The sequence below is a fragment of the Vibrio sp. Isolate33 genome, assembly GCF_022397895.1.
GTDB lineage: Bacteria > Pseudomonadota > Gammaproteobacteria > Enterobacterales > Vibrionaceae > Vibrio > Vibrio pomeroyi.
On the sequence record NZ_JAKEUP010000011.1, the window covers coordinates 136,448 to 159,819 of the forward strand.

The 23,372-nt window shown below is 45.4% G+C and carries 15 protein-coding genes; 10 read left to right on the plus strand and 5 right to left on the minus strand.

Going from position 1 to position 23,372, the window contains the following annotated elements:
* Positions 1-59: 59 nt before the first annotated feature.
* From gluQRS to sfsA, 3 genes are all read right to left on the minus strand, one after another.
* Positions 60-935 (minus strand): tRNA glutamyl-Q(34) synthetase GluQRS, encoded by an 876-nt coding sequence (gene gluQRS / locus L1D37_RS16095; RefSeq protein ID WP_239848443.1) that lies wholly within the window; start codon positions 933-935, stop codon positions 60-62.
* A 148-nt stretch (positions 936-1,083) separates the two neighbouring features.
* Positions 1,084-1,530, minus strand: a complete 447-nt coding sequence (dksA, locus tag L1D37_RS16100) for an RNA polymerase-binding protein DksA (RefSeq protein ID WP_004738189.1) — start codon at positions 1,528-1,530, stop codon at positions 1,084-1,086.
* Between the two features lie 135 nt (positions 1,531-1,665).
* Positions 1,666-2,409 (minus strand): DNA/RNA nuclease SfsA, encoded by a 744-nt coding sequence (gene sfsA, locus L1D37_RS16105; RefSeq protein WP_017633245.1) that lies wholly within the window; start codon positions 2,407-2,409, stop codon positions 1,666-1,668.
* A gap of 94 nt (positions 2,410-2,503) precedes the next feature.
* Between sfsA and hrpB the strand changes: the two genes are divergently transcribed.
* The 10 genes from hrpB (at position 2,504) to L1D37_RS16155 (ending at position 19,290) form a co-directional block, all read left to right on the plus strand.
* Positions 2,504-4,942 (plus strand): ATP-dependent helicase HrpB, encoded by a 2,439-nt coding sequence (hrpB, locus tag L1D37_RS16110; protein ID WP_239848459.1) that lies wholly within the window; start codon positions 2,504-2,506, stop codon positions 4,940-4,942.
* Positions 4,939-7,338: a penicillin-binding protein 1B gene (gene mrcB, locus L1D37_RS16115; protein WP_239848444.1), complete on the plus strand. Its 2,400-nt coding sequence runs from the start codon at positions 4,939-4,941 to the stop codon at positions 7,336-7,338. The genes hrpB and mrcB overlap by 4 nt, the downstream gene beginning before the upstream one ends.
* 38 nt (positions 7,339-7,376) lie before the next feature.
* Entirely contained in the window at positions 7,377-9,716 is a 2,340-nt protein-coding gene (locus tag L1D37_RS16120) for a patatin-like phospholipase family protein (RefSeq protein ID WP_239848445.1), read from the plus strand.
* Between the two features lie 272 nt (positions 9,717-9,988).
* Complete coding sequence (gene acnB / locus L1D37_RS16125; protein ID WP_239848446.1) at positions 9,989-12,577, plus strand: bifunctional aconitate hydratase 2/2-methylisocitrate dehydratase; 2,589 nt, start codon at positions 9,989-9,991, stop codon at positions 12,575-12,577.
* A 267-nt stretch (positions 12,578-12,844) separates the two neighbouring features.
* Entirely contained in the window at positions 12,845-13,213 is a 369-nt protein-coding gene (locus L1D37_RS16130; protein WP_017633250.1) for a YacL family protein, read from the plus strand.
* Positions 13,214-13,463: 250 nt separating this feature from the next.
* Positions 13,464-13,802, plus strand: coding sequence for a P-II family nitrogen regulator (gene glnK / locus L1D37_RS16135; RefSeq protein ID WP_004738200.1), 339 nt, complete (start codon positions 13,464-13,466; stop codon positions 13,800-13,802).
* A gap of 27 nt (positions 13,803-13,829) precedes the next feature.
* The gene (locus L1D37_RS16140) at positions 13,830-15,059 is read left to right on the plus strand and encodes an ammonium transporter (protein ID WP_239848447.1); all 1,230 of its coding nucleotides are present in this window, start codon (positions 13,830-13,832) and stop codon (positions 15,057-15,059) included.
* A 319-nt stretch (positions 15,060-15,378) separates the two neighbouring features.
* Positions 15,379-16,392, plus strand: a complete 1,014-nt coding sequence (locus tag L1D37_RS16145; protein WP_017633252.1) for a Fe(3+) ABC transporter substrate-binding protein — start codon at positions 15,379-15,381, stop codon at positions 16,390-16,392.
* 244 nt (positions 16,393-16,636) lie between these two features.
* A complete protein-coding gene (locus tag L1D37_RS16150; RefSeq protein WP_239848448.1) occupies positions 16,637-18,262 on the plus strand; it encodes an iron ABC transporter permease in 1,626 nt (541 codons plus the stop codon).
* A complete protein-coding gene (locus L1D37_RS16155) occupies positions 18,262-19,290 on the plus strand; it encodes an ABC transporter ATP-binding protein (protein WP_239848449.1) in 1,029 nt (342 codons plus the stop codon). The genes L1D37_RS16150 and L1D37_RS16155 overlap by 1 nt, the downstream gene beginning before the upstream one ends.
* A 172-nt stretch (positions 19,291-19,462) precedes the next feature.
* Here L1D37_RS16155 and L1D37_RS16160 read toward each other — a convergent pair whose 3' ends face one another.
* Together L1D37_RS16160 and L1D37_RS16165 are read right to left on the minus strand one after the other, a co-directional pair.
* On the minus strand, positions 19,463-20,875 hold the full coding sequence (locus tag L1D37_RS16160) for a phosphoglucomutase/phosphomannomutase family protein (protein ID WP_048658177.1): 1,413 nt from the start codon (positions 20,873-20,875) through the stop codon (positions 19,463-19,465).
* 74 nt (positions 20,876-20,949) lie between these two features.
* Entirely contained in the window at positions 20,950-23,355 is a 2,406-nt protein-coding gene (locus tag L1D37_RS16165; protein ID WP_239848450.1) for a N,N'-diacetylchitobiose phosphorylase, read from the minus strand.
* Positions 23,356-23,372: the final 17 nt, after the last annotated feature.

The following is a 23,372-nucleotide window of genomic DNA, read 5'->3' on the forward strand; positions in this document are numbered from 1 at the left end:
ACTGTGGTAGGTTATGGCATTTTTATGTGTCGTTTTTGCTATTTGCCGTGAATTTCGAGCTAATTACAGTGCTCTTTTTGTAAACTATCAGGTAACTGACTGACGTTCCATTGTTGGCAGCCCCACAATAAAATCTCATCGATTGAAGCCTCACAAATAGCCTCAGGAGTAGTGAAACCTAAGAATTGCATGGCATTAAGTAGCGTTGGTTTTGGGTTGTCGAGATCGATGGCTGTGGCGTGGTTCTGTTTTGACAGTTTATTCCCCAAGCTATCGGTTGCCAATGGTAAGTGCAGGTAACTGACGGTTTTTTGCTTGAGTGTCTTATACAAACTGATTTGTCGACCTGTTGGTTCGATTAGGTCTGCGCCTCTAACAACTTCAGTCACGCCTTGGTCGATATCATCAAGGACAACCGCCAAGTTATAAGCAAACAGTCCATCTCGGCGTTTGATAATGAAGTCTTCTTCCGCCAATGCCTTAGGTATCTGGATTGTACCGTGACGAACATCGTCAAACGACTCGACAGGATAATCCATGCACAAGCGTACTGCTTGCTCACCTGAATCAATTAAACCTGCGTGTCGGCAGTGGCCATTATAGAAACCACCTAAGGCTTTTATCTGTTTACGAGTGCATTGGCAGTAGTAGGCTTGTTTATCAGCGACCCATTGATCAATTTGAGCTTGATACATATCGTGACGTTGGCTTTGATAGACGACTTCGCCATCCCAAAAGAGATGGTAAGCCTCAAGCGTCTTAAGAATCAGGTCTGCAGCTCCAGCCATTTCTCTTGGTGGGTCTAGGTCTTCCATACGAACCAACCATTTTCCTTGGTTAGATTTTGCTTGGAAGTAGCTACCAAGAGCAGCAACAAGTGAGCCAAAATGAAGAGGACCTGACGGTGATGGTGCAAAGCGCCCGATATAATTCATGTGTGAACAACCTAATCTGGATGGTACCGCAGTAGCCGATTCTTAAGACGTTTAACTGTCGTAGTATTACTTCTAACTCGCGCTTTAACGCGCTGATATAACCAACAAAAAAGGGAGCCAAAGCTCCCTTTCTTTATATCTGCAAGAATTAACCTTGCATCTGTTTCTCTTTGATCTCTGCAAGTGTTTTACAGTCAATACAAAGGTCAGCAGTTGGACGAGCTTCAAGGCGACGAATGCCAATCTCGATACCGCAAGAATCACAGAAGCCGAAATCGTCTTCTTCGATCTTGTCTAGTGTCTTTTCAATTTTCTTGATTAGACGACGCTCACGGTCACGGTTGCGTAGCTCTAGGCTGAATTCTTCTTCTTGAGAAGCACGGTCAACTGGGTCTGGGAAATTCGCTGCTTCGTCCTGCATGTGGTGCACAGTACGATCAACTTCTTCCCTGAGCTGGTTGCGCCAAGCTGCTAAAATTTTTGTAAAATGTTCCGTTTGCTCAGGTGACATGTATTCTTCACCTGGCTTTTCTTGGTACGGTTCAACACCTGCGATGGCTAGGATGCCTAGCGCTTTTTTCTTAGATTCTGGCATACAGCATCTCCTATTTACACCTAGTCAACTGCAAAGCAGCTAATTTTAAGGCGGGTATCTATAGCAGAAAGAACGAATGGTGGCAAATACTCTTATTCAAACTTGCAATCAATGTGATTTGTTCAACATCTTTGTTCAGTTATTGATAAATTCAACAGATTGTTTTAGTTGTATTTGAGTACTGCTGAGCTCTGCTTTATAGCAAAGCACTTCAACTCCAGCGTCTTGTGCTTGTTTTAGTAATAACGAATATTTGGCGTCTATATGGTGTGCCGCAGACACTTTTTCAATACCTGAATGCAAAACAGTGAATAAAAGTACGGCTCTATTTCCAGATTCGACCATTTCTGTGAGTTCACGCAGATGTTTTTGGCCTCTGGTGGTGACCGCATCAGGGAAAAAACCTTGTCCTTCGGTTGACGCTTGTTGTTTAGTTGACACTTGCTGCTCGTCGAGCAAAGTGACGCTTTTTACTTCGATGTAACAAGGTGGCTTTTCGTTATCTTCAAGCAGAATGTCAATTCGACTATTCTCGCTACCATACTTCACTTCGGTTCGTAACGCGTTATAACCTAAGAGTTCAACTATAGTCCCATTTTCAATTGCTTCCACCGCTAGCTGGTTTGCTCGCGCAGTATTTACACAAATACGGTGACCTTTATCTGTTTCTGAGATCTCCCAGCTGTTTGGGTACTTTCTTTTTGCATTATCAGATGTTGAGTACCAAACGGTGTTACCTGGGGTCGCACATCCTGTCATCGCTCCAGTGTTAGCACAGTGAATAGTACGCTCGCTGCCGTCTGGAAGTTTGATGTCAGTGAGAAAACGTTTATAGCGTTTGATAAGAGTCGCTGACTCTAATGGAGGATTGAAGTGCATATTACTTATTTAGACGAGTAGGTTTTTATGTACAATGTTGCCAACATTACACCACAAGGTTCTCCCATTGCCACAACTGCCCATAGAAGCTGTGATGCCAGATCTGCTCGCTGGCGTAGAAACACACACTCAACTTATTCTAAAGGCCGCTCCCGGTGCAGGTAAGTCAACATTCTTCCCTTTACAACTGGTTAAGACCAATGCCGTTCAAGGCAAAATTATCATGCTTGAACCTAGGCGTTTGGCGGCAAGAAATATTGCGGCTTACTTGGCGAGCCAATTGGGAGAGAAGGTCGGGGAGAGCATAGGTTTTAGAGTTCGTGGTGAATCTAAAACCAGCAACACAACTCGCTTGGAGATCGTTACTGAAGGGATCATGACAAGAATGATCCAAACTGACCCTGAACTGACCGGGGTGGACATGGTGATCTTCGATGAGTTTCACGAACGCAGCATTCATGCCGATACCGCTTTGGCTTTTAGCCTAGAGATCCAAGAGGCACTACGTGATGATCTGAAAGTGGTTGTGATGTCGGCAACCTTAGATCAACAAGAGCTGCAGTCTTTATTGCCGAATGCCAAATACGTTGAATCTCAAGGTCGTACTTTTCCGGTCGACTTCCGCTATCAACCTCTTAGTACTAATGAATATTTAGCCCCTAAAATGGCGAATGTGATTCGCTCTTTGATGGAGAAGGAATCTGGTTCGTTGCTAGCATTCTTGCCTGGCGTGTCTGCGATTAAGCAGGTGGAGTCGCAATTAGAACCACTCTCTAGCGATATCGATGTGTGCCCTTTGTATGGTCAACTCAGTTTTTCTCAACAGCAGAAAGCGATAGCACCATCTGAGAAAGGGCGTCGCAAAGTGGTGTTGGCCACCAATATTGCTGAAACCTCTTTGACCATTGAGGGTATTCGGTTAGTGGTGGACTCAGGTCTTGAACGTGTGGCGAAGTTTGATTTGAAAACCGGCATCACCAAGCTTGAGCAAGTGAAAATCTCGCAGTCTTCCGCTGAACAGCGAGCAGGCCGTGCAGGGCGAATTGAAGAAGGTCTGTGTGTTCGCTTGTACAGCGAAACGCAGTTAATGCAGCAACCCGCTGTACCTGTGCCTGAAATTCTACATTCGGATCTCTCTTCGCTGGTGGCTGAGTTGACGCAATGGGGCGCTGCAAATGCAGATGAGTTGCAATGGCTAGATATTCCGCCACAAGCTTCAGTTGAGCAAGCCAAGCAACTGCTGCAAAGCCTTGAGCTATTAGACTGCAATGGCCAATTTACGGCGCTAGGTAAACAGGCTCAGCGTTTAGGCCTTGAGCCACGTATCGCCAGCATGCTGATAAAAGCGCAACAAGGCAGCCAAGCATTACTGAATGCTGCGATTGTCGCCGCCGCTTTACTTGAAGAGCCTGAACGCAACGTCACCGATATTCAGCATTCGTTGCACCGACTTAAGCAAAGAAAGCATTCGAAAAACAGCGTGGTGATGCAGCGAGCGAAAAGTCTCGCCAGCAAACTCAATCATCACGTAGATTTGTCACAACTTGATGAATCATTGTTACCATTAGTGCTTTGTTTTGCATTCCCTGACCGAATAGCTCAAGCGAGAAGCGCAACCAGCAGTGCTTTCCTGCTTGCGAATGGTCACGGCGCAGAGGTGCGTGATGATGATCCATTGGCGAACAACGATTACATCGTGGTGATTGATTTGATGCGCAGTACAGGACGAGCCAGTCAGATTTTCTTGGCAACCGCCGTTGATATTGCGCAGTTAGAAGAGGCATTTCCAAAACTTTTTGCCTGTTCAGATTATGCGGATTGGGATGAAAAACGTGGCCGCTTAGTTGCCGAGCAGCGAGTCTCTTTGGGCAAACTGATTATCAGCACCAAAGCGTTACCAGAACCGAGTGCGAACCAGGCGAGCCAAGCGCTACTCAATTATATCGCTCGATGCGGGCTTGACCATCTACATTGGACGCCAGCCGCGAAGCAGCTTGTTGAGCGTGTACGCTGCGCTCAGCTTTGGATGCCAGAACATGATTGGCCTGCGATGGATAATGCTAGCTTAATTGAACATCTAGATACTTGGTTATCGCCGTATTTGAATGGCATAAAGTCAGCAAAAGGGTTGTCGAATGTTTCCATTGAACAAGCACTGTCGGCGTACCTTGGTTGGCCGTTGAATCAAGAAATCGATCAATGGTTACCAACGTACTACGTGATGCCTACTGGCAGTAAAAAAGCGATTCGATACCAATATCAATCGGAGCCTGTGATCTCGGTGCGAATGCAAGAAGTCTTTGGTGAACAAGACTCACCATTGATAGCGCAAGGTCGTAAAAAAGTCGTGCTTGAGTTACTTTCGCCAGCGCAGCGACCACTGCAAATCACTCAAGATTTAGCTGGCTTTTGGGCTGGCGCGTACAAAGAAGTACAAAAAGAGATGAAAGGCCGTTACCCAAAACATCCTTGGCCCGATGATCCTGCTAACCATGTAGCAACCACTAAAACCAAACGACAGTTGAACCGATGATGACCAAAATGTTAACGCCAAAAAAGGCACCACCTAAAAAAGCGCCAGCAAAGAAGTCACCAGCGACCAAAGCCAAGCCTCGAAAACCGAGAGCAACCGCGAAGAAGACCAAACCAAGAGCCAAAAAAACGGGTAACCGAGGTTGGTTGAAGATCCTTTGGGGCATTGCGTGGAAAGCGGGCTTAGCCTTGGCTGCGCTGCTGTTGTTTGTCGGTATCTATCTAGATTCGGTGGTCAAGCAGCGCTTTGAAGGTCAATTGTTTGATTTGCCTACCGTTGTTTATGCTCGCGTGTTGGATCTGTCTCCGGGTACGGCGGTGAGTTTGACACAGGTTAAGAATGAACTGGATGTACTTAATTACCGTAAGGTGAATTCTCCTCGTCACCCAGGTGAGTACTCTTCCTCTTCAACTAAGATTGAGATGATCCGTCGTCCATTCGAGTTTGTTGATGGGCCGGAAGCCGACCGTCATGTGATGTTGCACTTCAACGGCAATGAATTAACTCGAATCCAGTCGCTAGAGAAGAAAGGCGACATGGGTTATCTACGTGTTGAACCGAAAATGCTGGGCATGCTTGAGAAAAGCAACGACGAGCAGCGACTGTTCTTAAAACGTAACCAGTTCCCAGAAGTGATGGTTGATGCGCTACTGGCGACCGAAGACCGAAACTTTTACCAACACGATGGGGTTTCGCCATTGGCGATTGCTCGTGCGATGGTGGTAAACGTTAAAGCCGGGCGTACGGTACAAGGTGGTAGTACGCTGACTCAACAGTTAGCGAAGAACTTGTTCCTATCCAGTGAGCGCACGCTGTGGCGTAAGGTTCGTGAGGCCTACATTGCACTGATCTTGGATCATCGTTATAGCAAAGATCGCATCCTAGAAGCTTACTTGAACGAGGTTTACCTAGGTCAAAATGGCGGTCAAGCCATTCATGGTTTCGGCTTGGCTTCGCGTTTGTACTTCGGTCAACCGATCCAAGAGCTGCGCATCGATCAGCTAGCATTGCTTGTTGGTATGGTGAAAGGGCCATCGTATTACAACCCTGTTCGTTACCCTGAACGTGCTAAGACTCGACGCGATCTCGTCTTACGCTTGTTGATGCAGCAAGATATTTTGACTCCAAGACAATATGAAGAGGCAGCAAGTCGTGACTTGGATATTCAAGATAATCCGCGAATTGCTAGCCGACAGCCTGCTTACTTCCAACAGGTAAACATCGAGCTGAAAAAGTACGTTGGAGACCGATTTGAAGCCAAGAAAGGGATACGAGTATTTACCTCTCTGGATCCTGTGTCTCAAGATAAGCTAGAGAAGTCGATTGCACACAAAGTACCGGATTTATCCAAAACGGCAGGTGACAAGCTTGAAGCGGCCGCGATTGCTGTTGATAGAAATACTGGTGAAATTCGTGCGATGGTAGGGGGCAAGCGTACTGGCTACGATGGCTTTAACCGTGCCTTGAACGCAAGTCGCCCAATTGGTTCATTAGTCAAACCTGCAATCTATCTGACGGCATTAGAGCAGCCACAAAAGTACACGCTTGCGACGACTTTGATGGATACACCACTCAGCTTGAAAGGCAGTAAAGGTAGCGTCTGGAGTCCGAGAAACTTCGATCGCAAATTCCGCGGAGAGGTGCCTTTGTATGTGGCACTTTCGAAGTCCTATAACGTGCCAACGGTTCGATTAGGGATGCAGCTAGGCATTGATAGTGTCTCAGATACGATTGGAAAATTGGGTGTCGATAAAAATGAGATTCGCCCAGTGCCATCGATGTTCTTGGGTTCATTCTCACTGACACCATTCCAAGTTGCACAGATGTACCAGACAATCACCAACTCTGGCCGTATCGCACCGTTGTCTGCGCTTCGCTCTGTGGTTGATAACGATGGTGAGGTGTTATATCAATCAATCCCTCGCGTATCGCAAAGTGTTGATCAACAAGCTGCTTGGTTAACAACCTATGCGATGAAACGTGGTGTGTCGGAAGGCACTGGACGCTTCCTACAAGGTCAGTTTGCATGGGCAGGGTTAGCCGGTAAAACGGGCACCAGTAACGACAGTCGCGATAGTTGGTTTGTTGGTGTCGATGGTCGTGAAGTGACGACGATTTGGCTCGGGCGTGATGACAATAAACCGACTAAACTCACAGGTTCTAGCGGTGCGCTGCGTGTTTATGCTGATTACCTGAAGCAAAGAACACCAGAACAGTTATTGCTGCCTTGGCCGACAGGGATTGCGACCGCCAGCTTTACTCGAACTCCCGAAGGGGCTTTAGAGTTTGACTGTGATGGTACCGTTAAATTGCCAGTTTGGGATAAAAGCGGGAACATTAAAAAGGGCTGTGAAAGTCAACCAAAACAGTGGCTAAAGAAGCTTTTTCAGTGGTAAAGTCGTAACAGAAAACAATGACAAGGATAGTTTAAAGAATGATTTCTCGTTGGTTAGTGAGCAGCTTAGGTGTTGTAGGTACAGTGATCAGTTTTCAACTGTTTGCAGCAACTGCGGCGAAGGTTGATTCATCAGAACACGTTGAACTTGCACAAGCTCATAAAAGGCCAACCGTCGCTGTCGTTCTTGCTGGTGGGGGAGCGAAAGGTGCTGCCCACATCGGTGTGCTTAAAGCCTTAGAAGAGATGCAGATCCCAGTCGATTACATCACTGGTACGAGTATGGGCGCCTACGTTGGTGGTCTTTATGCGACAGGGATGAGCGCTGACGAGATTGAAAGTTTTATTTATACGGTTGATTGGAATCGCGGCTATCGCGATCGCGTTAACCGTAGTGATCGCCGTGTGCGTGATAAAGAGTATGAAGATCGCTATCAATTGAACACCGACCTCGGTTTAGGCTGGGGTGAAATCAAAGCGAGAAAAGGTGTGGTTCAAGGTCAGAATATGTTGCGTATCCTGCGTGAGACCACCGGCAATCTATCGTCATTTGACTCTTTCGACAACCTTGCTATCCCATACCGTTCAGTAGCTACTGATATCATTGAACTCGAAGAAGTGGTCATTGACCATGGTCACCTCGTTGACGCCATGATGGCGAGTATGTCAGTCCCCGGAGCGCTTCCACCTTATGAAGTTGATGGTCGAATGCTGGTCGATGGTGGTGTCACCAATAACATGCCTGTGGATGTTGCCCGAGCGATGGGGGCAGACATCGTCATTGCTGTTGATATCAGTACAAACTACAAGAGCAAAGAAGACTTCACTAACTTTCTTGCTGCCGCAGATCAACTCTCTAATTACTTGGTTCAACGCAGTACCCAAGAGCAAGCCGCTACGTTAACGGACCATGATTTCTTCTTACGTCCTGATGTTGGAGAAATGGAAACCACTGAGTTCGATAAAATGCCGACGGCTTATCATGCTGGGTATGAAGCGACTAGGCAGTACACAGAGCAGCTTTCTAAGTTGTCGCTCTCGAATGCAGACTACCAACACTATATTGATGACAAGCAGAAGGCTCGCAGACAACTGAAGCACGGTGATAAAACCAAGATCGACAAGGTGGTTATCAATAACAACACTCACTATTCAGACAAGCTGCTTGAAAACCGCTTAAACCTCGATGCTGGCCAGGTTCTGAAAACCAGTGAAATCGAATCTAAAGTACAAGATCTCTATGCATTAGATAGATTTGAACTCGTGACTTATGAATTTGAAACGGTGGATGGTGAAGAGCAACTTCATGTGGATGTGAATGAGAAGTCGTGGGGACCTAACTACCTCAACTTCAGATTTTTCCTTGAAGATGATTTCTCTACTACAAGCCAATACTCGATCGGTCTTTCGGCCAACTTCACCGATATTAACTCACACGGTGCGGAGTTAAGAACCAATATCGAGATGGGTACGGATAAACGAATTGAGGCGGAACTCTTCTCGCCTTTCTTCTCTAGTCAGAAGTTATTTACTTCAGCTTCGATTGTCTACAGTAAGCAAAACCGAAATTTGCCAGTGGATATCGATGAGATTGAAGAACCTACTCTGGATGTAACTCAAGACTATTTCCCGATGACATACAGCGAATACATCGGTGAAATTGCACTGGGCTACCAACCCACCTTGTGGCAAGAGCTGAAATTCGGTGCGCGTTATACTGACGGTGATGTTGAAGTGGCATCGCTGCCGTCTCTTGGTAATGGTGGTTACAAACGTATTGGCGGCTTCATCAGTTATCGACTGGATACTTTAGATAACTTTAGCTTGCCTACCGAAGGTTATTTTGTCGACTTAGAATATCTGGTTTCTCATGACGACTTTCAGAATGATACTGATATCAATGACACTGAACTGACCTCTGAGAGTGATACGGTTTATGAGTTTTCGGCGAATTTCATGGCTGCACAAAGCTATGAAAGACATACTTTAGTTGGAAAGGTTGATTACGGCATTGTGGAGAGTAAAAACTCGGTTTTCCCTATCGACCCTAAAGAGCTAGGTGGTTTCCTTAACCTATCAGGTATACCAAGAAATAGCTTAATCGGTCAGAACTTAGCGTACACCAGTCTGATCTATCGATATAAGTGGTTTGAAAATGACTTTGGTCTCTTCGAATCACCGTTCTACGTGGGCGCATCCATTGAGCATGGTGGTGTCTGGTCGAACAATGATTTAAGGCTTGATGAAGCGCCAATGTATACAGCTGGGTCTGTTTTCGCGGGTGTCGATTCGCCAATTGGGCCAATCATATTAGCTTATGGACGAACTGAAGATAACTTCGACTCGGTTTACTTGATTGTAGGAACCTCTTACAAATAATCATGCGCAGAGTCGTCATTTAAGTGCGTAAATAGGCAAAAATAGTGGGACTTTCGTCTTAACTTGCTATGTTGGTCAAAATGATAAGATTTTAATTTAACGTTAAATTTGCTATTCTACCGCCCACAGTTTGGCCTCTATGACGCCGCTCATCAATACAAATTGAATGACAAAAATGGCAATGGAGAGCCAAGTTTCCAAGGATGTTCACTTCTTTATTTTACTAACAATTATGAAGGTAAGAAGTGAACCGCAATGAGAGGAAAAAAGTCGTGCTTGAAGCCTACCGTAAACACGTCGAAGAACGTGCTGCCGAGGGAGTTGTTCCAAAACCACTAGATGCTGAGCAGGTTGCTGGCCTAGTTGAACTTCTTAAGAATCCACCTCAAGGTGAAGAAGAGATCATTCTTGACCTACTAGAAAACCGCATTCCACCGGGTGTAGATGAAGCTGCTTATGTAAAAGCAGGCTTCCTTACGGCTATCACAAAGGGTGAAGTATCATCTCCGCTAGTAAGCAAAGCAAAAGCTGCAGAATTGCTTGGTACTATGCAAGGTGGTTACAACATCGAATCTCTAGTATCTCTGCTTGATGATGCCGAGCTTGCTCCTATCGCTGTTAAAGCACTGTCTCACACTCTCCTAATGTTCGATGCATTCTACGACGTAGAAGAGAAAGCGAAAGCTGGCAATGCTGCTGCACAACAAGTACTTCAATCTTGGGCTGATGCTGAATGGTTTACAGCGAAAGATAAAGTAGCAGAAAAAATCACAGTAAAAGTATTTAAAGTCACTGGTGAAACGAACACCGATGACCTATCTCCAGCGCCAGATGCATGGTCACGTCCTGATATCCCAGTACACGCAAAAGCGATGCTGAAAATGGAACGTGAAGGCATTACTCCTGATGACCAGGGTAACGTTGGTCCAATTACTCAAATTGAAGAACTACAAAAAGATGGCATTCCACTGGCTTATGTTGGTGATGTTGTTGGTACAGGTTCTTCACGTAAATCTGCGACAAACTCAGTGCTTTGGTTCATGGGTGAAGATATCCCATTCGTACCAAACAAACGCACTGGCGGTGTTTGTCTAGGTGGTAAAATTGCTCCAATCTTCTACAACACAATGGAAGATTCAGGCGCCCTACCTATCGAACTGAACGTACAAGACATGAACATGGGCGATATCATTGATATCTACCCGTACGAAGGTGTTGTTCACAAAAACGGTTCTGTGATTTCAAACTTCGAACTCAGCAAAGTTCTTCTAGATGAAGTTCGTGCTGGTGGTCGTATTCCACTGATCATCGGTCGTGGTCTAACTGGTCGTGCTCGTGACGCTCTAGGTCTAGCTGAAACGGATATGTTTGCTAAACCAATTGACCCTTCTGCTTCTGATAAAGGCTACACGCTTGCTCAGAAGATGGTAGGTAAAGCATGTGGTGTTGAAGGCGTTCGCGCTGGTCAATACTGTGAGCCGAAGATGACAACCGTAGGTTCTCAAGATACTACAGGTCCTATGACGCGTGATGAGCTTAAAGATCTTGCATGTCTTGGCTTCTCTGCTGATTTAGTGATGCAGTCTTTCTGTCACACGTCGGCATACCCGAAACCTGTTGATGTTAACACTCACCATACGCTACCTGATTTCATCATGAACCGTGCGGGTGTTTCACTGCGTCCGGGTGATGGTGTTATCCACTCATGGCTAAACCGTATGCTTCTTCCTGATACTGTTGGTACAGGTGGTGACTCGCATACTCGTTTCCCATTAGGTATTTCGTTCCCTGCGGGTTCAGGCCTAGTCGCGTTCGCGGCGGCAACGGGTGTTATGCCTCTTGATATGCCTGAATCTATTTTGGTTCGATTTAAAGGTGAAATGCAGCCAGGTATCACGCTACGTGACCTAGTACACGCGATTCCTCTATACGGTATCAAGCAAGGTCTACTGACCGTAGAGAAAGCAGGTAAGATCAACGAATTCTCTGGCCGTGTACTAGAAATTGAAGGTGTTGAGCACCTATCTGTTGAGCAAGCATTCGAACTTTCTGATGCATCTGCTGAGCGTTCTGCTGCAGGTTGTACGGTTAAGCTTTCTGAAGAGTCTATCTCTGAGTACTTGAACTCGAACATTGTGATGCTTAAGTGGATGATCGCTGAAGGTTACGGTGATGTTCGTACTATCGAACGTCGTATTACAGCTATGGAAGAGTGGCTAGCTAATCCTGAGTTACTGTCTGCTGATTCAGATGCTGAATACGCTCACGTTATCGAGATCGACCTTGCTGACATCGATCAACCAATCCTATGTGCTCCAAACGATCCAGATGATGCTCGTCTTCTTTCTGACGTTCAAGGTACTGAGATTCAAGAAGTGTTCATCGGTTCTTGTATGACGAACATCGGTCACTTCCGTGCTGCAGGTAAGATGCTTGAAGAGTTCAATGGCTCTCTAAATACTCGCCTATGGGTTGCTCCGCCAACTAAGATGGATAAAGACCAGCTGACAGAAGAAGGCTACTACGGCATCTTCGGCCGTGCTGGGGTTCGTATCGAAACTCCGGGTTGTTCACTGTGTATGGGTAACCAAGCACGTGTGGCAGATAAGTCGACAGTAATGTCTACGTCTACTCGTAACTTCCCGAACCGTTTGGGTACTGGTGCGAATGTTTACCTAGCTTCTGCTGAACTTTCTGCGGTTGGCGCGATTCTTGGTCGTATCCCAACAAAAGAAGAGTACCTTGAGTACGCAGAGAAGATTAACGCAACGGCTGCAGATACATACCGTTATCTGAACTTCCATAAAATGGGTCAGTACACGGAAAAAGCAGATACAGTTATCTTCCAAGAACCAGCCTAGTTCCTCGTCATATTTGTAGCTGCAGCGTTGTTGACGGCGTGCGTTCACCCTAATCACATAGAGCTTCTATGCTCATAGGGATGAACGTACTTGTCGCCTAGCTGCAACTCCAACTATTTAGAGGAACCCAAATGATAGAGCGTCTACTTCGGTAGGCGTTTTTTTATGTCTGAATGTTAGATGCCGAGCGACTCGATCTATTGATGACTTCGCTATATACTCTCGCCTCATTTTTAACCCTGTCTGCAGTTACTGCGTGGAGCCACTATGGAATTCGAATTTACAAGAAACACTTTAATGGGTGAGTACTACGTGAAATGCAGCATGGGACACGAGATCGTTGGCCGCTGGTTACAAGAAGAGATCGGTAAAGATAAGCAGAAACTGGATCATGTGATGGCGCTTATTGAGCAATCTCGACAGGATCTGAGCAATGAAGTGACCTTGCTTGGTAAAGAGATCAGCTTAGCGATCAATGAAGACGAAGTGACGATTCAAGAAAACGTACTTGGCCACGAGCAAGAGATGGAAGAGGGCAGTGAGTTCGACTTTTATAACTGCGAGAGCCAAGCAAGCTGTGGCATCGATGACTTCGAGTTGTTGATTGAGCGCTGGATGGAGTTTCTAGGTTACTAGTCTTTGATTTTCTAAGCTCGATATTCTGTTTCTATTTTTAGCTTTGAAGACCTTGTTGCCCAAAACTGGAGCAACAATAGTGCAACGCATTAAGATAGTGAAAAGGCCGCACCATATTGGTGCGGCCTTTTTTGTTATTGCGGCTTTATTATTTTTATGTTCTTTAAAATCAATAGTTTAACTTTTTGGCACGCTACTTGGATTGTAATAAGAGAATTAACGGATTAAGTGAAGAATTTAAGGAACGAATATGAAACTAATAAATGCCATTGTTAAGCCATTCAAATTAGATGATGTACGTGAAGCACTCTCTGATGTGGGTATTGAAGGTATGACGGTCTCTGAAGTGAAAGGCTTTGGTCGTCAGAAAGGACACACTGAATTGTACCGTGGTGCGGAATACCAAGTAGATTTCCTACCAAAGGTAAAACTAGAAATAGCTACTCAAGCTGAAAATGTTGACCGAGTTGTTGAAGCGATTAGCCAAGCGGCACACACCGGAAAAATCGGCGATGGCAAAATTTTTGTGTATGACCTAAGCCAAGCCGTACGAATTCGTACTGGTGAAATGGATGCTGAAGCACTTTAAAGAATTACAAGGACTGGAGACTTTAATATGGAACTTACAACAACAGTAACGGAACTACGTTACGCACTAGACACTTTTTTCTTCCTCATTTCAGGTGCGTTAGTAATGTGGATGGCAGCAGGCTTCGCGATGTTAGAAGCTGGCCTAGTTCGTTCAAAGAACACCACAGAAATTTTAACTAAGAACATCTGCTTGTACGCGATTGCTTGTACTGCTTTCTTAGTTGTTGGTTACAACATTATGTATGTGGATAACGGTGAAGGCGGTTGGTTGCCATCATTCGGTACTTTGATTGGTACTCAAGGTGAAGGTGCAGACCACTCTTTAGAATCAGACTTCTTCTTCCAGGTAGTATTCGTTGCAACAGCAATGTCTGTGGTATCTGGTGCGGTTGCTGAGCGTATGAAGCTTTGGTCATTCCTAATCTTCTCAGTAGTACTAACAGCGTTTATTTACCCTGTTGAGGGTTACTGGACTTGGGGCGGTGGTTTCCTATCAGAAGCAGGTTTCAGTGACTTTGCTGGCTCAGGTATTGTACACATGGCTGGTGCAGCTGCTGCATTAGCAGGTGTTCTACTACTAGGTGCTCGTAAAGGTAAATACGGTAAGAATGGTGAAATTTTCCCAATCCCTGGTTCAAACATGCCGCTTGCAACACTAGGTACATTTATCCTTTGGTTTGGTTGGTTTGGTTTCAACGGCGGTTCTCAACTAATGGTTTCAGACTTCGAGAACGCGACAGCAGTGGGTCAAATCTTCCTTAACACCAACGCAGCAGCAGCTGCGGGTGCAATCGCAGCACTACTAGTATGTAAAACAACTTGGGGTAAAGCAGACCTAACAATGATTCTCAACGGCGCATTAGCAGGCCTAGTAGCAATCACTGCAGACCCTCTATCACCATCACCTCTATTCGCGGTAGCAATTGGTTCTGTATCTGGCGCATTGGTTGTATTCAGCATTATCGCTTTAGACAAAGCTAAGATTGATGATCCAGTCGGTGCTATCTCAGTACACGGTGTGTGTGGTTTCTTCGGTCTAATGGCTGTGCCACTAAGCAACGCTGATGCAACGTTTGGTGCTCAACTACTAGGTGCTGCAGTAATCTTTGCTTGGGTATTTGGTGCGAGCCTAGCGGTATGGGCTGTGCTTAAAGCAACAATCGGTATCCGTGTCAGTGAAGACGAAGAGCTGGAAGGTATGGACATGCACGATTGTGGTGTAGGCGCTTACCCTGAGTTTGTATCTGTAAAATAACGTTGCTATTGGGTTGTTAAGGCTTATAGGTAACGTACCCAAACAAAACGAAATTAAGTTTAAACGAACAAACCCCACACCTGAATGGTTGTGGGGTTTTCTGTTTGTATGGACGAGCTATAAGACCTTTATAAAATCGAAATTCGGTATAGCAATCTTGAAGTAGCGACAATGTTTACAGAAATAAATTGTTACAAAAGTGGGAGGGTGAAGGGGCAGACCAGGCTATTTTTTTGTCAGACGTCATTGTAATTATGTTACTGATGAATATAATAACGCAACTGATATACATTATCATTTCGATATAAAGGATTTTACAATGAAGAAACTGCTAACACTTTCAGCTCTAGCGTGCGGTGTAATTGCCCCGACAGCAATGGCTGCGGAAGAAGTAAACGTATACTCTTACCGTCAACCTTTCCTTGTTGAGCCAATGTTTAACGAGTTCACAAAAGAGACTGGCATTAAAGTAAACGTTAAGTTTGCTAAAAAAGGTTTAGCAGAGAAGTTAGCTCAAGAGGGTGAATACAGCCCAGCTGACGTTGTCTTAACTGTAGATATCAGCCGTCTATCTGAACTAACTAAACAAGGCCTAGTTCAATCTGTAGAGAGCGATGTACTTGAAAAGAACATCCCTGCTCAATATCAAGATACAGATAACGAGTGGTTCGCACTAACAACTCGTACACGCAGCGTTTATTCGTCACGTGACCGTGTTGGTCGTCTAGGTGAAGAGTTCACTTACGAAGATCTAACTAAGCCTGAATTTAAAGGTAAAATCTGTACTCGTAGCGGTAAGCACCCATACAATGTTTCTCTAGTGTCTTCGATGATTGCTCACAAAGGTGAAGCTGAAACGAAAGAATGGCTAGAAGGCGTAAAAGCAAACCTAGCACGTAAGCCTCAAGGCAACGACCGCGCGCAAGTTAAAGCGATTAAAGAAGGTCTATGTGATGTTGCTCTTGGTAACAGCTACTACCTAGGTAAGATGGTTAACGATAAAGAGCAAAAAGCTTGGGCTGACTCTGTTTACATTAACTTCCCTAACCAAGAGACGACAGGTACTCACGTAAACATCTCTGGTATGGCAATGGCTAAATACTCTCCAAATGAAGAGAATGCCGTTAAGCTGATGGAATTCCTATCTGGTAACACAGCGCAAAGCATGTACGCAGAAGTGAACTACGAATATCCAGTGAAAGCAGACGTTAAACCTTCTGAGCTTGTTGCTTCATGGGGCGAGTTCAAAGCGGATACTATTTCTCTAGATGAAATTGCAAACCACCACGCGGCTGCAATCAAGCTATTAGATGAAGTTAAGTTCGATCTATAATTTATTACGGTAGGCTTCGGCCAAAGTAAAATGACAACCTCAAGTCGCCATTTTGGCTGCTTGGGGTTGTTTGTTATTGGAAAATCACTTTTTGATACAAAGCACCCCACTGATCCCTTGAGTTATTAGCATCTCACCTTGAAGTCATTAGAGTATATGGGTATAAATAACCCCACCATTAAAAGGATATGAGATGTATTTGCAAATGCATTTGTGTTTCATTAAGCCTCGTTGTAGTTAGGCGATGAAAGAAAAGAATTATTTATGGAACACCAGTAGCGGCATTATTGCGGTATTACTGGTTTTACCAATCTTAGCGATTTTTACGACGGCTGTTGGAGAAACAGATGAGCTATTTTCTCATCTGATGTCCACAGTGATGCCTACCTATGCCTACAATACGGTGGTTTTAGTCATAGGAACCATGTTCCTGTCTTTAGTTTTTGGTATTCCGTCTGCTTGGGTTATGGCAATGTGCCGTGTTCCAGGAGAGCGCGTTTTGCAGTGGGCACTCGTCCTGCCATTAGCAATGCCAGGCTATATTGTTGGGTATATCTTTACCGATTGGTTTGACTTTGCCGGTCCTGTTCAGGTTCTATTGCGAGACCTTACTGGGTGGGGACCCGGTGAGTATTGGTTTCCGGATATTAGAACCTTATCCGGCGCTATTATTGTTCTGTCACTCGTTCTCTATCCTTATGTTTATTTGTTGTGCCGCGCGGCATTTATGGAACAAAACGTATCCTTATTGCAATCCGCTCGTTTGCTAAAATGCTCACCTTGGGAAAGCTTCCGTCGTATCTCCTTACCACTTGTTCGTCCATCAATGGCGGTCGGTTTATCGCTTGTTGCAATGGAAACCATCGGTGATTTTGGCACGGTGAGCTACTTTGCGGTAAATACCTTAACGACCGCGGTGTATGACACGTGGCTTGGCTACTCTAGCTTGACCGCTGCCGCTAAGATCTCAGCCATTATGCTGATTATCGTGATACTGCTGTTGAGCTCTGAACGTTACAGTCGTCGTAAGCAGAAGCTGTTTCAAAACCAATTTAGTAGCCGAGAAGATTTCCGTTACAACTTAGTCGGTTGGAAGATGTGGCTAGCGCTGTTTTGGTGCTGGGGATTAGTTTGCGTTGCATTCTTGTTTCCGCTTGGTCAGCTGATTATTTATGCCTACAAATATTTTGCTCAAAGCTGGACCCCGGAATTCAGAGAGTATGCCGTTAACAGCCTTTATGTGTCGGTGGTTGCTGCGATTATTGGCGTGATTATCGCGATGGTTGTTAACTTTAATCAACGCGTTAGCCCGAACAAGAAAAATCAAGCTTATATGCGTCTCGCTTCGATGGGCTATGCCGTCCCAGGCACCGTGTTGGCTATTGGTGTGATGGTACCTGTTCTGTTCATGGATCATTTAGTCAATGACATTGCGAAAGTGATGGAGTGGGGGCGACCTGGTTTGATCTTCTCTGGTTCGATGTTCGCGCTAATCTTTGCGATGGTGGTGCGCTTTTCGGCAGTCGCAATCGGCAGTATTGAAAGTAGCTTGAGTAAAGTATCCCCTTCATTGGATATGGCTTCTAAAACCATGGGTTGTAATACCAATCAGATGTTACGCCGCGTTCATTTACCCTTGATTAAACGTGGTGCATTGATCGCTGGTTTACTGGTGTTTATCGAATCAATGAAAGAGTTGAATGCGGCATTGCTGCTGCGTCCTTTCAACTTCGAAACATTGGCGACTTATGTTTATAACTATGCCTCAGATGAGCACCTAGAATTGGCGGCGATGCCCGCTGTATTATTGGTGTTGGTGGGTTTAATTCCTCTGATCATCGTAAACCGTTCCTTGGAGCAGAAAAACTAATGAGTTGTGCATTATCAATTAAAGATCTGACTTGTAAGTATGAGTCGCAAACCATTTTGGAAGCGCTCTCGTTAGAAGTCGAGCATGGTGAAATTGTTTGTTTGCTTGGTGCAAGTGGATGCGGAAAAACCACCTTACTTAAGGCGATTGCGGGCTTACTCCCATTGAGTAGTGGTGTGATGAGTTTGAACTGTCAAACCATTGATGATGGTGCTAATTGGTTACCGCCAGAGCAACGTAACATCGGTATGATTTTCCAAGATTACGCGCTGTTCCCACATCTGACGGTAAATCAGAACGTGGCATTTGGCCTGCGTGATATGTCTGAGCAAGACAAGAAAGCAAAAGTTCAAGAGATGCTTGAGCTCGTTCATCTTGATCAATATGGCGATCGTTACCCGCATCAATTGTCTGGTGGTCAGCAACAACGTGTCGCGATTGCGCGCTCTTTGGCTTATAAACCGGATCTATTGTTGTTGGATGAACCTTTCTCGAACATTGATACTCAAGTGCGCCATGAGCTGATCTCGCAGATTCGTAAGATCTTTAAGAAGCAGGGTGTGACGGCGATCTTTGTGACTCATAGTCGCGAAGAGGCATTTGCCTTTGCGGATAAAATGGCCGTGATGAACCATGGCGTGATTGAACAGTATGGTTCGGCATCTGAGTTGTACTTCCATCCATCAAGTAAGTTTGTGGCTGATTTCTTGGGTGGTGGTAGCTACCTGAATGCACAACGTATTTCAGACAACGAATTTGAAACCAGCTTAGGCCTGATTGAAGCGAAAGCACAAACAGAGATTGAGTTAGGTACGGATTGCGCGTTGTTGTTAAGACCTCAGCACATTGTCGCGAGCCATGATGTCGACAGTAATCTGTCTGTATTGGAGCAGCAATTCATGGGCGACCATTGTCGCTATGTGATTGAAGCCAATGGTCAGAAGTTATTAGCGACCTCATCGGAAGCGCTTGAAGTCGGTATGCCAGTCACTGTGAAAGTAGATACCAAAGGTGTGCTGGCGTTCTAACTCAGCTTAGTCGCTAGCTAGCCCAGTAAATCCGACTCTGCTAAGCAATAGAAGTTAGCCATAAAAAAGCCCAGCACTTTAATCAAAGTACTGGGCAAGAGTTCTTCATCTATAGGCTTTAACAAGGCAGTAATTTGTTAAGTCCCATTTAAAACTGCTGCACTCTATAAGCCTATAGAGAGAGAAAGTCTTTCACTTTTTGAAGAACACGTTCTGCAGTGTCTTTGTCTTCCATTTCTGCGAAAATTCGTAGTAATGGCTCTGTTCCTGAGAAACGAGCAATCACCCAGCCGCCATTCTTGAAGTACACCTTAGCGCCATCTTCATAGCTGACTTTTTCAATTTCATATTCAAATTCAGGCAGTTGTTTCTCTACGTAGATCTTGGTGTAGAGTGCTTCTTTCTCCGAAGGCTTAAATTTGCAATCGCCTTCAGCAGTATAGGCATAGCCGTACTTAGAGTAGATCTCATCAAGCAGTTCAGACAATTTCTTACCCGTCACACTGATCATCTCAACCAATAGGCTTGACGCGAAGACGCCATCCTTACCCTTGATGTGACCACGAATGGTTAAACCACCTGAGCTTTCACCACCAATTAGAGAGTCATCGGCTTCCATTTGCGAGCTAATATGCTTAAAGCCTACTGGAACCTCAAAGCTCTTCTCTCCATGATCTGCCGCGACTTTATCGAGCAGGTGTGTGGTTGCGATGTTACGAACCACAGAGCCTTTCCAGCCTTTGTATTCCAACAAGTAGTAGTAAAGCAGCAGTAGCACTTCGTTAGGGTGAATGAAGTGACCTTTCTCGTCGATGATACCCAAACGGTCGGCATCGCCATCGGTACCAATACCAATGTCATAACCTTCTGCTGCGACCAAGTGCTTCAAGCGATACAGTGTTGCTGCGCTTGGTGAAGGCATTAGGCCGCCGAAGTCTGGGTTCTTGCCATCGTTGATTACATCGACATCACAACGACCATTGATAAGAACCGTTTGCAGAGCGTTTTTCGCCACACCAAACATTGGGTCGATCAGTACGCGTAGGTTCGCTTTCTTAATCGATTCAATATCGATGGCATTAATGATGGAATCAACAAAGGCGTTCATCGGGTTGATGATCTCGATCTCTTTGTCATTCAATGCTTGTTCGAAATCGACACGAATAACATCTTCGTTGGTTAGGGTTGCGATTTGCTGTTCGATCTTCTCGGTGATGATCTCATCAGCATCACGGCCACCTTCAATGAAGATCTTAATGCCGTTGTAGTCCGCCGGGTTGTGAGAAGCGGTAATACATGCCGAGTAGGTGCACCCCATTTCTTTTGCTTGGAACATCACGATAGGGGTTGGAACGAACTTATCGATAAAGCTCACTTTGATGTTGTTAGCAGCCAATACTTCAGCAAACCAACATGCGGCTTTATCGGAAAGGAAGCGACGGTCATAGCCGATCACAAATCCGTTCTTGGCTGCATTTTCGTTGTTGATGATGTTTGCGAGCGCTTGTGCCACAAGGCGAACGTTCTCTCTAGTGAACTCTTCACCAATGAAAGCGCGCCAGCCACCTGTACCAAATTTAATCATTAGAAAATCCTTTTAGTCTCATTGTCTCAAGCCTGTAAAGACTTGAGACAAGAGCTGTTCGTTAAATTGAGTGACTAGCCTAGAACAACGACAACATCGTTCACGCTGCCTTCTGCTTGTACTGGAATTGCACCTTCAACTGACTCACCGTTGATAGTGATAGAAGCAACACCTTTGCTTACTGCATTCGGGTTTTGCACCGTGATGTTGTAAGTTGCGCCGCGCCATTGACGAGTAACCTCGAACTCTGGCCAATCCGTCGGGATACAAGGATCGACAGTTAAGCCTTCGAAGCCTGTGCGAACACCAAGAATGAAGTTGGTTACTGCAAAGTAAGCCCAACCAGAAGTACCGGTTAACCATGGGTGGTTTGCACGCCCGTGGTCTTGGTGGTCTTTACCCATGATGAACTGCACGTACGAGTATGGTTCTGCGTAACGTGTTTCAATCATGTCGTTTTGGTTGTACGGGTTAAGCGCATCGTAGAATTTCATCGCACGGTCGCCACGGCCAAGTTTTGCTTCTGCTACCCAAGCCCATGGGTTCGGGTGAGAGAAGATAGCGCCATTCTCTTTTACGCCTTGGTAAACGCGAGTGACGAAGCCGATATCATCGTTTGGTGTTGCGAATGATGGAGAGTTCAGGTGTAGGCCGTATTCAGAGAATAGGTTCTCATCCACTGCATCCATCGCTTTCTCGCCGCGCTCTTGAGAAACTGCACCAGATAGAACTGCTAGTGTGTTTGACTCAAGGTGAACACGACCTTCAGTTTGTTGAGCTGTACCGATCTTGTCGCCATTTTTCGTTAGACCACGGATGTACCAACCGCCTTCACCATCCCAAAGGTGTGTTTCACACGCTTCGCGAACATTCGCTGCCATTTCAGTGTATTTTGTAACATCAGCGTCGTTATTGCGGAACTTAGCTAAGTCTAAGAATTCTTGTAGAGCCCAGAAGTGTAGGAATGAAACCATTGAAGATTCACCGCCACCTAGGTTCAAACAGTCATTCCAGTCAGCACGTAGACCTTTACAGATACCTGTTTGACCTACGTATTCCGCAGAGAAGTTCAGTGCTGCTTTCATGTGTTCGTAAACAGTCGCTTCGCCGCCGTCTGCGTATGGAATTACTTCGTCAAAGAAGTCGTGCTCACCGGTTTCCATCACGTATTTGATGATGGTTGGGACGATCCACAAGTGATCATCAGAACAAGTATCTTCAATGCCGTGGATCTTGTCGTCGTCTGAAGGGGTCGGTACTACTGTAGGTGATTTTGATGGCTCAACATCAGCTTTCTCTGGATCGAACCAGTCTGGATCGAATAGGTGTAGACCGTAGCCCGCTTTCACTTGGCCGCGTAGCAGGTCGATAATACGTTTCTTAGTCATTTGTGGGTTGGCATGAGGTACTGAGATCGCATCTTGTGCAGTATCACGGTAACCAAGACCTGTACGACCGCCAACTTCAATGAATGATGCAAAGCGCGACCAAACTACACAAGTTTCTGCTTGGTATAGTGTCCACGTGTTGATCATTGTGTCTAAGCCTTCGTTTGGAGACTTAACTTGGAACTTGTTGCAACGCTCGTCCCAGTGATCTTTGATGCCTTGGAACGCCGCATCTACGTTTGCTGTGTCTTGGTATTTTTCACGTAGGCGTTCGCCATTGCCTTTGCCGATACCTAGTACATAGGCAAAGCGAACTTCTTCACCCGGTTGAATCGTAAATTGCTTGTGTAGAGAGCCACAGTGGTTGTAACAGGTTTGAGCGCTGTTAGAACATTTACCATTTTCAACTGCAATTGGGTTAGCTTCATCACGGTACATGCCAAGGAAGTTGTCACGTTGGCCATCGTAGCTGTCTGGTGAGAAGGTTGACGCTAGGTAGTAGAAGCCTTCAAAGTCGTTAGTGTTGTAGTACAGGTCGTATTCCAACACACCTTCTTGGTAAGACGTACCCGCAGAGTATAAAGACATCTGGTGGTTCTGGTTGTCTGATTGGATGTGGCTGAATGAAAACTCTACAAAAGAGAACGTGCTGATAGTGCGTGGCTTATCCGTGTTGTTTTTTAGCACAACGTCCCAAACTTCTGCATCTTCGCCTTTAGGTACGAATAGCGTTTTGGTTGCGGTAATGCCGCTGTATTCACATTTGAACTTCGAGTATGACAGGCCGTGACGAACTTCGTAATTCGCTTCATCTAGGCTCTTTGCCACTGGCTGCCAAGAGATAGACCAGTAATCACCCGTCTCATCGTCACGCAGGTAAACATAGTGTCCAGGACGGTCAAAGGTGCCGTTTGGACGGAATTTAGTAACACGGTTGTATTCCGGAGAATTGTAGAACGAGTAACCGCCCGCATTGTGCGAAATTACGGTACAAAACTTTTCAGTGCCTAGGTAGTTGGTCCAAGGTGCTGGTACATCAGGGCGAGTGATGACGTATTCGCGATTGTCGTTATCGAAATAGCCGTATTTCATTGTCATTTCCTTTTTAA

Coding starts and splice junctions, on each gene's coding strand:
- hrpB (WP_239848459.1), top strand. CDS start 2,504: ATGCCAGATCTGCTCGCTGGCGTAGAAACACACACTCAACTTATTCTA.
- L1D37_RS16120 (WP_239848445.1), top strand. CDS start 7,377: ATGATTTCTCGTTGGTTAGTGAGCAGCTTAGGTGTTGTAGGTACAGTG.
- gluQRS (WP_239848443.1), bottom strand. CDS start 935: ATGAATTATATCGGGCGCTTTGCACCATCACCGTCAGGTCCTCTTCAT.
- glnK (WP_004738200.1), top strand. CDS start 13,464: ATGAAACTAATAAATGCCATTGTTAAGCCATTCAAATTAGATGATGTA.
- L1D37_RS16160 (WP_048658177.1), bottom strand. CDS start 20,875: ATGATTAAATTTGGTACAGGTGGCTGGCGCGCTTTCATTGGTGAAGAG.
- L1D37_RS16165 (WP_239848450.1), bottom strand. CDS start 23,355: ATGAAATACGGCTATTTCGATAACGACAATCGCGAATACGTCATCACT.
- mrcB (WP_239848444.1), top strand. CDS start 4,939: ATGATGACCAAAATGTTAACGCCAAAAAAGGCACCACCTAAAAAAGCG.
- L1D37_RS16155 (WP_239848449.1), top strand. CDS start 18,262: ATGAGTTGTGCATTATCAATTAAAGATCTGACTTGTAAGTATGAGTCG.
- L1D37_RS16145 (WP_017633252.1), top strand. CDS start 15,379: ATGAAGAAACTGCTAACACTTTCAGCTCTAGCGTGCGGTGTAATTGCC.
- L1D37_RS16130 (WP_017633250.1), top strand. CDS start 12,845: ATGGAATTCGAATTTACAAGAAACACTTTAATGGGTGAGTACTACGTG.
- L1D37_RS16150 (WP_239848448.1), top strand. CDS start 16,637: ATGAAAGAAAAGAATTATTTATGGAACACCAGTAGCGGCATTATTGCG.
- sfsA (WP_017633245.1), bottom strand. CDS start 2,409: ATGCACTTCAATCCTCCATTAGAGTCAGCGACTCTTATCAAACGCTAT.
- L1D37_RS16140 (WP_239848447.1), top strand. CDS start 13,830: ATGGAACTTACAACAACAGTAACGGAACTACGTTACGCACTAGACACT.
- dksA (WP_004738189.1), bottom strand. CDS start 1,530: ATGCCAGAATCTAAGAAAAAAGCGCTAGGCATCCTAGCCATCGCAGGT.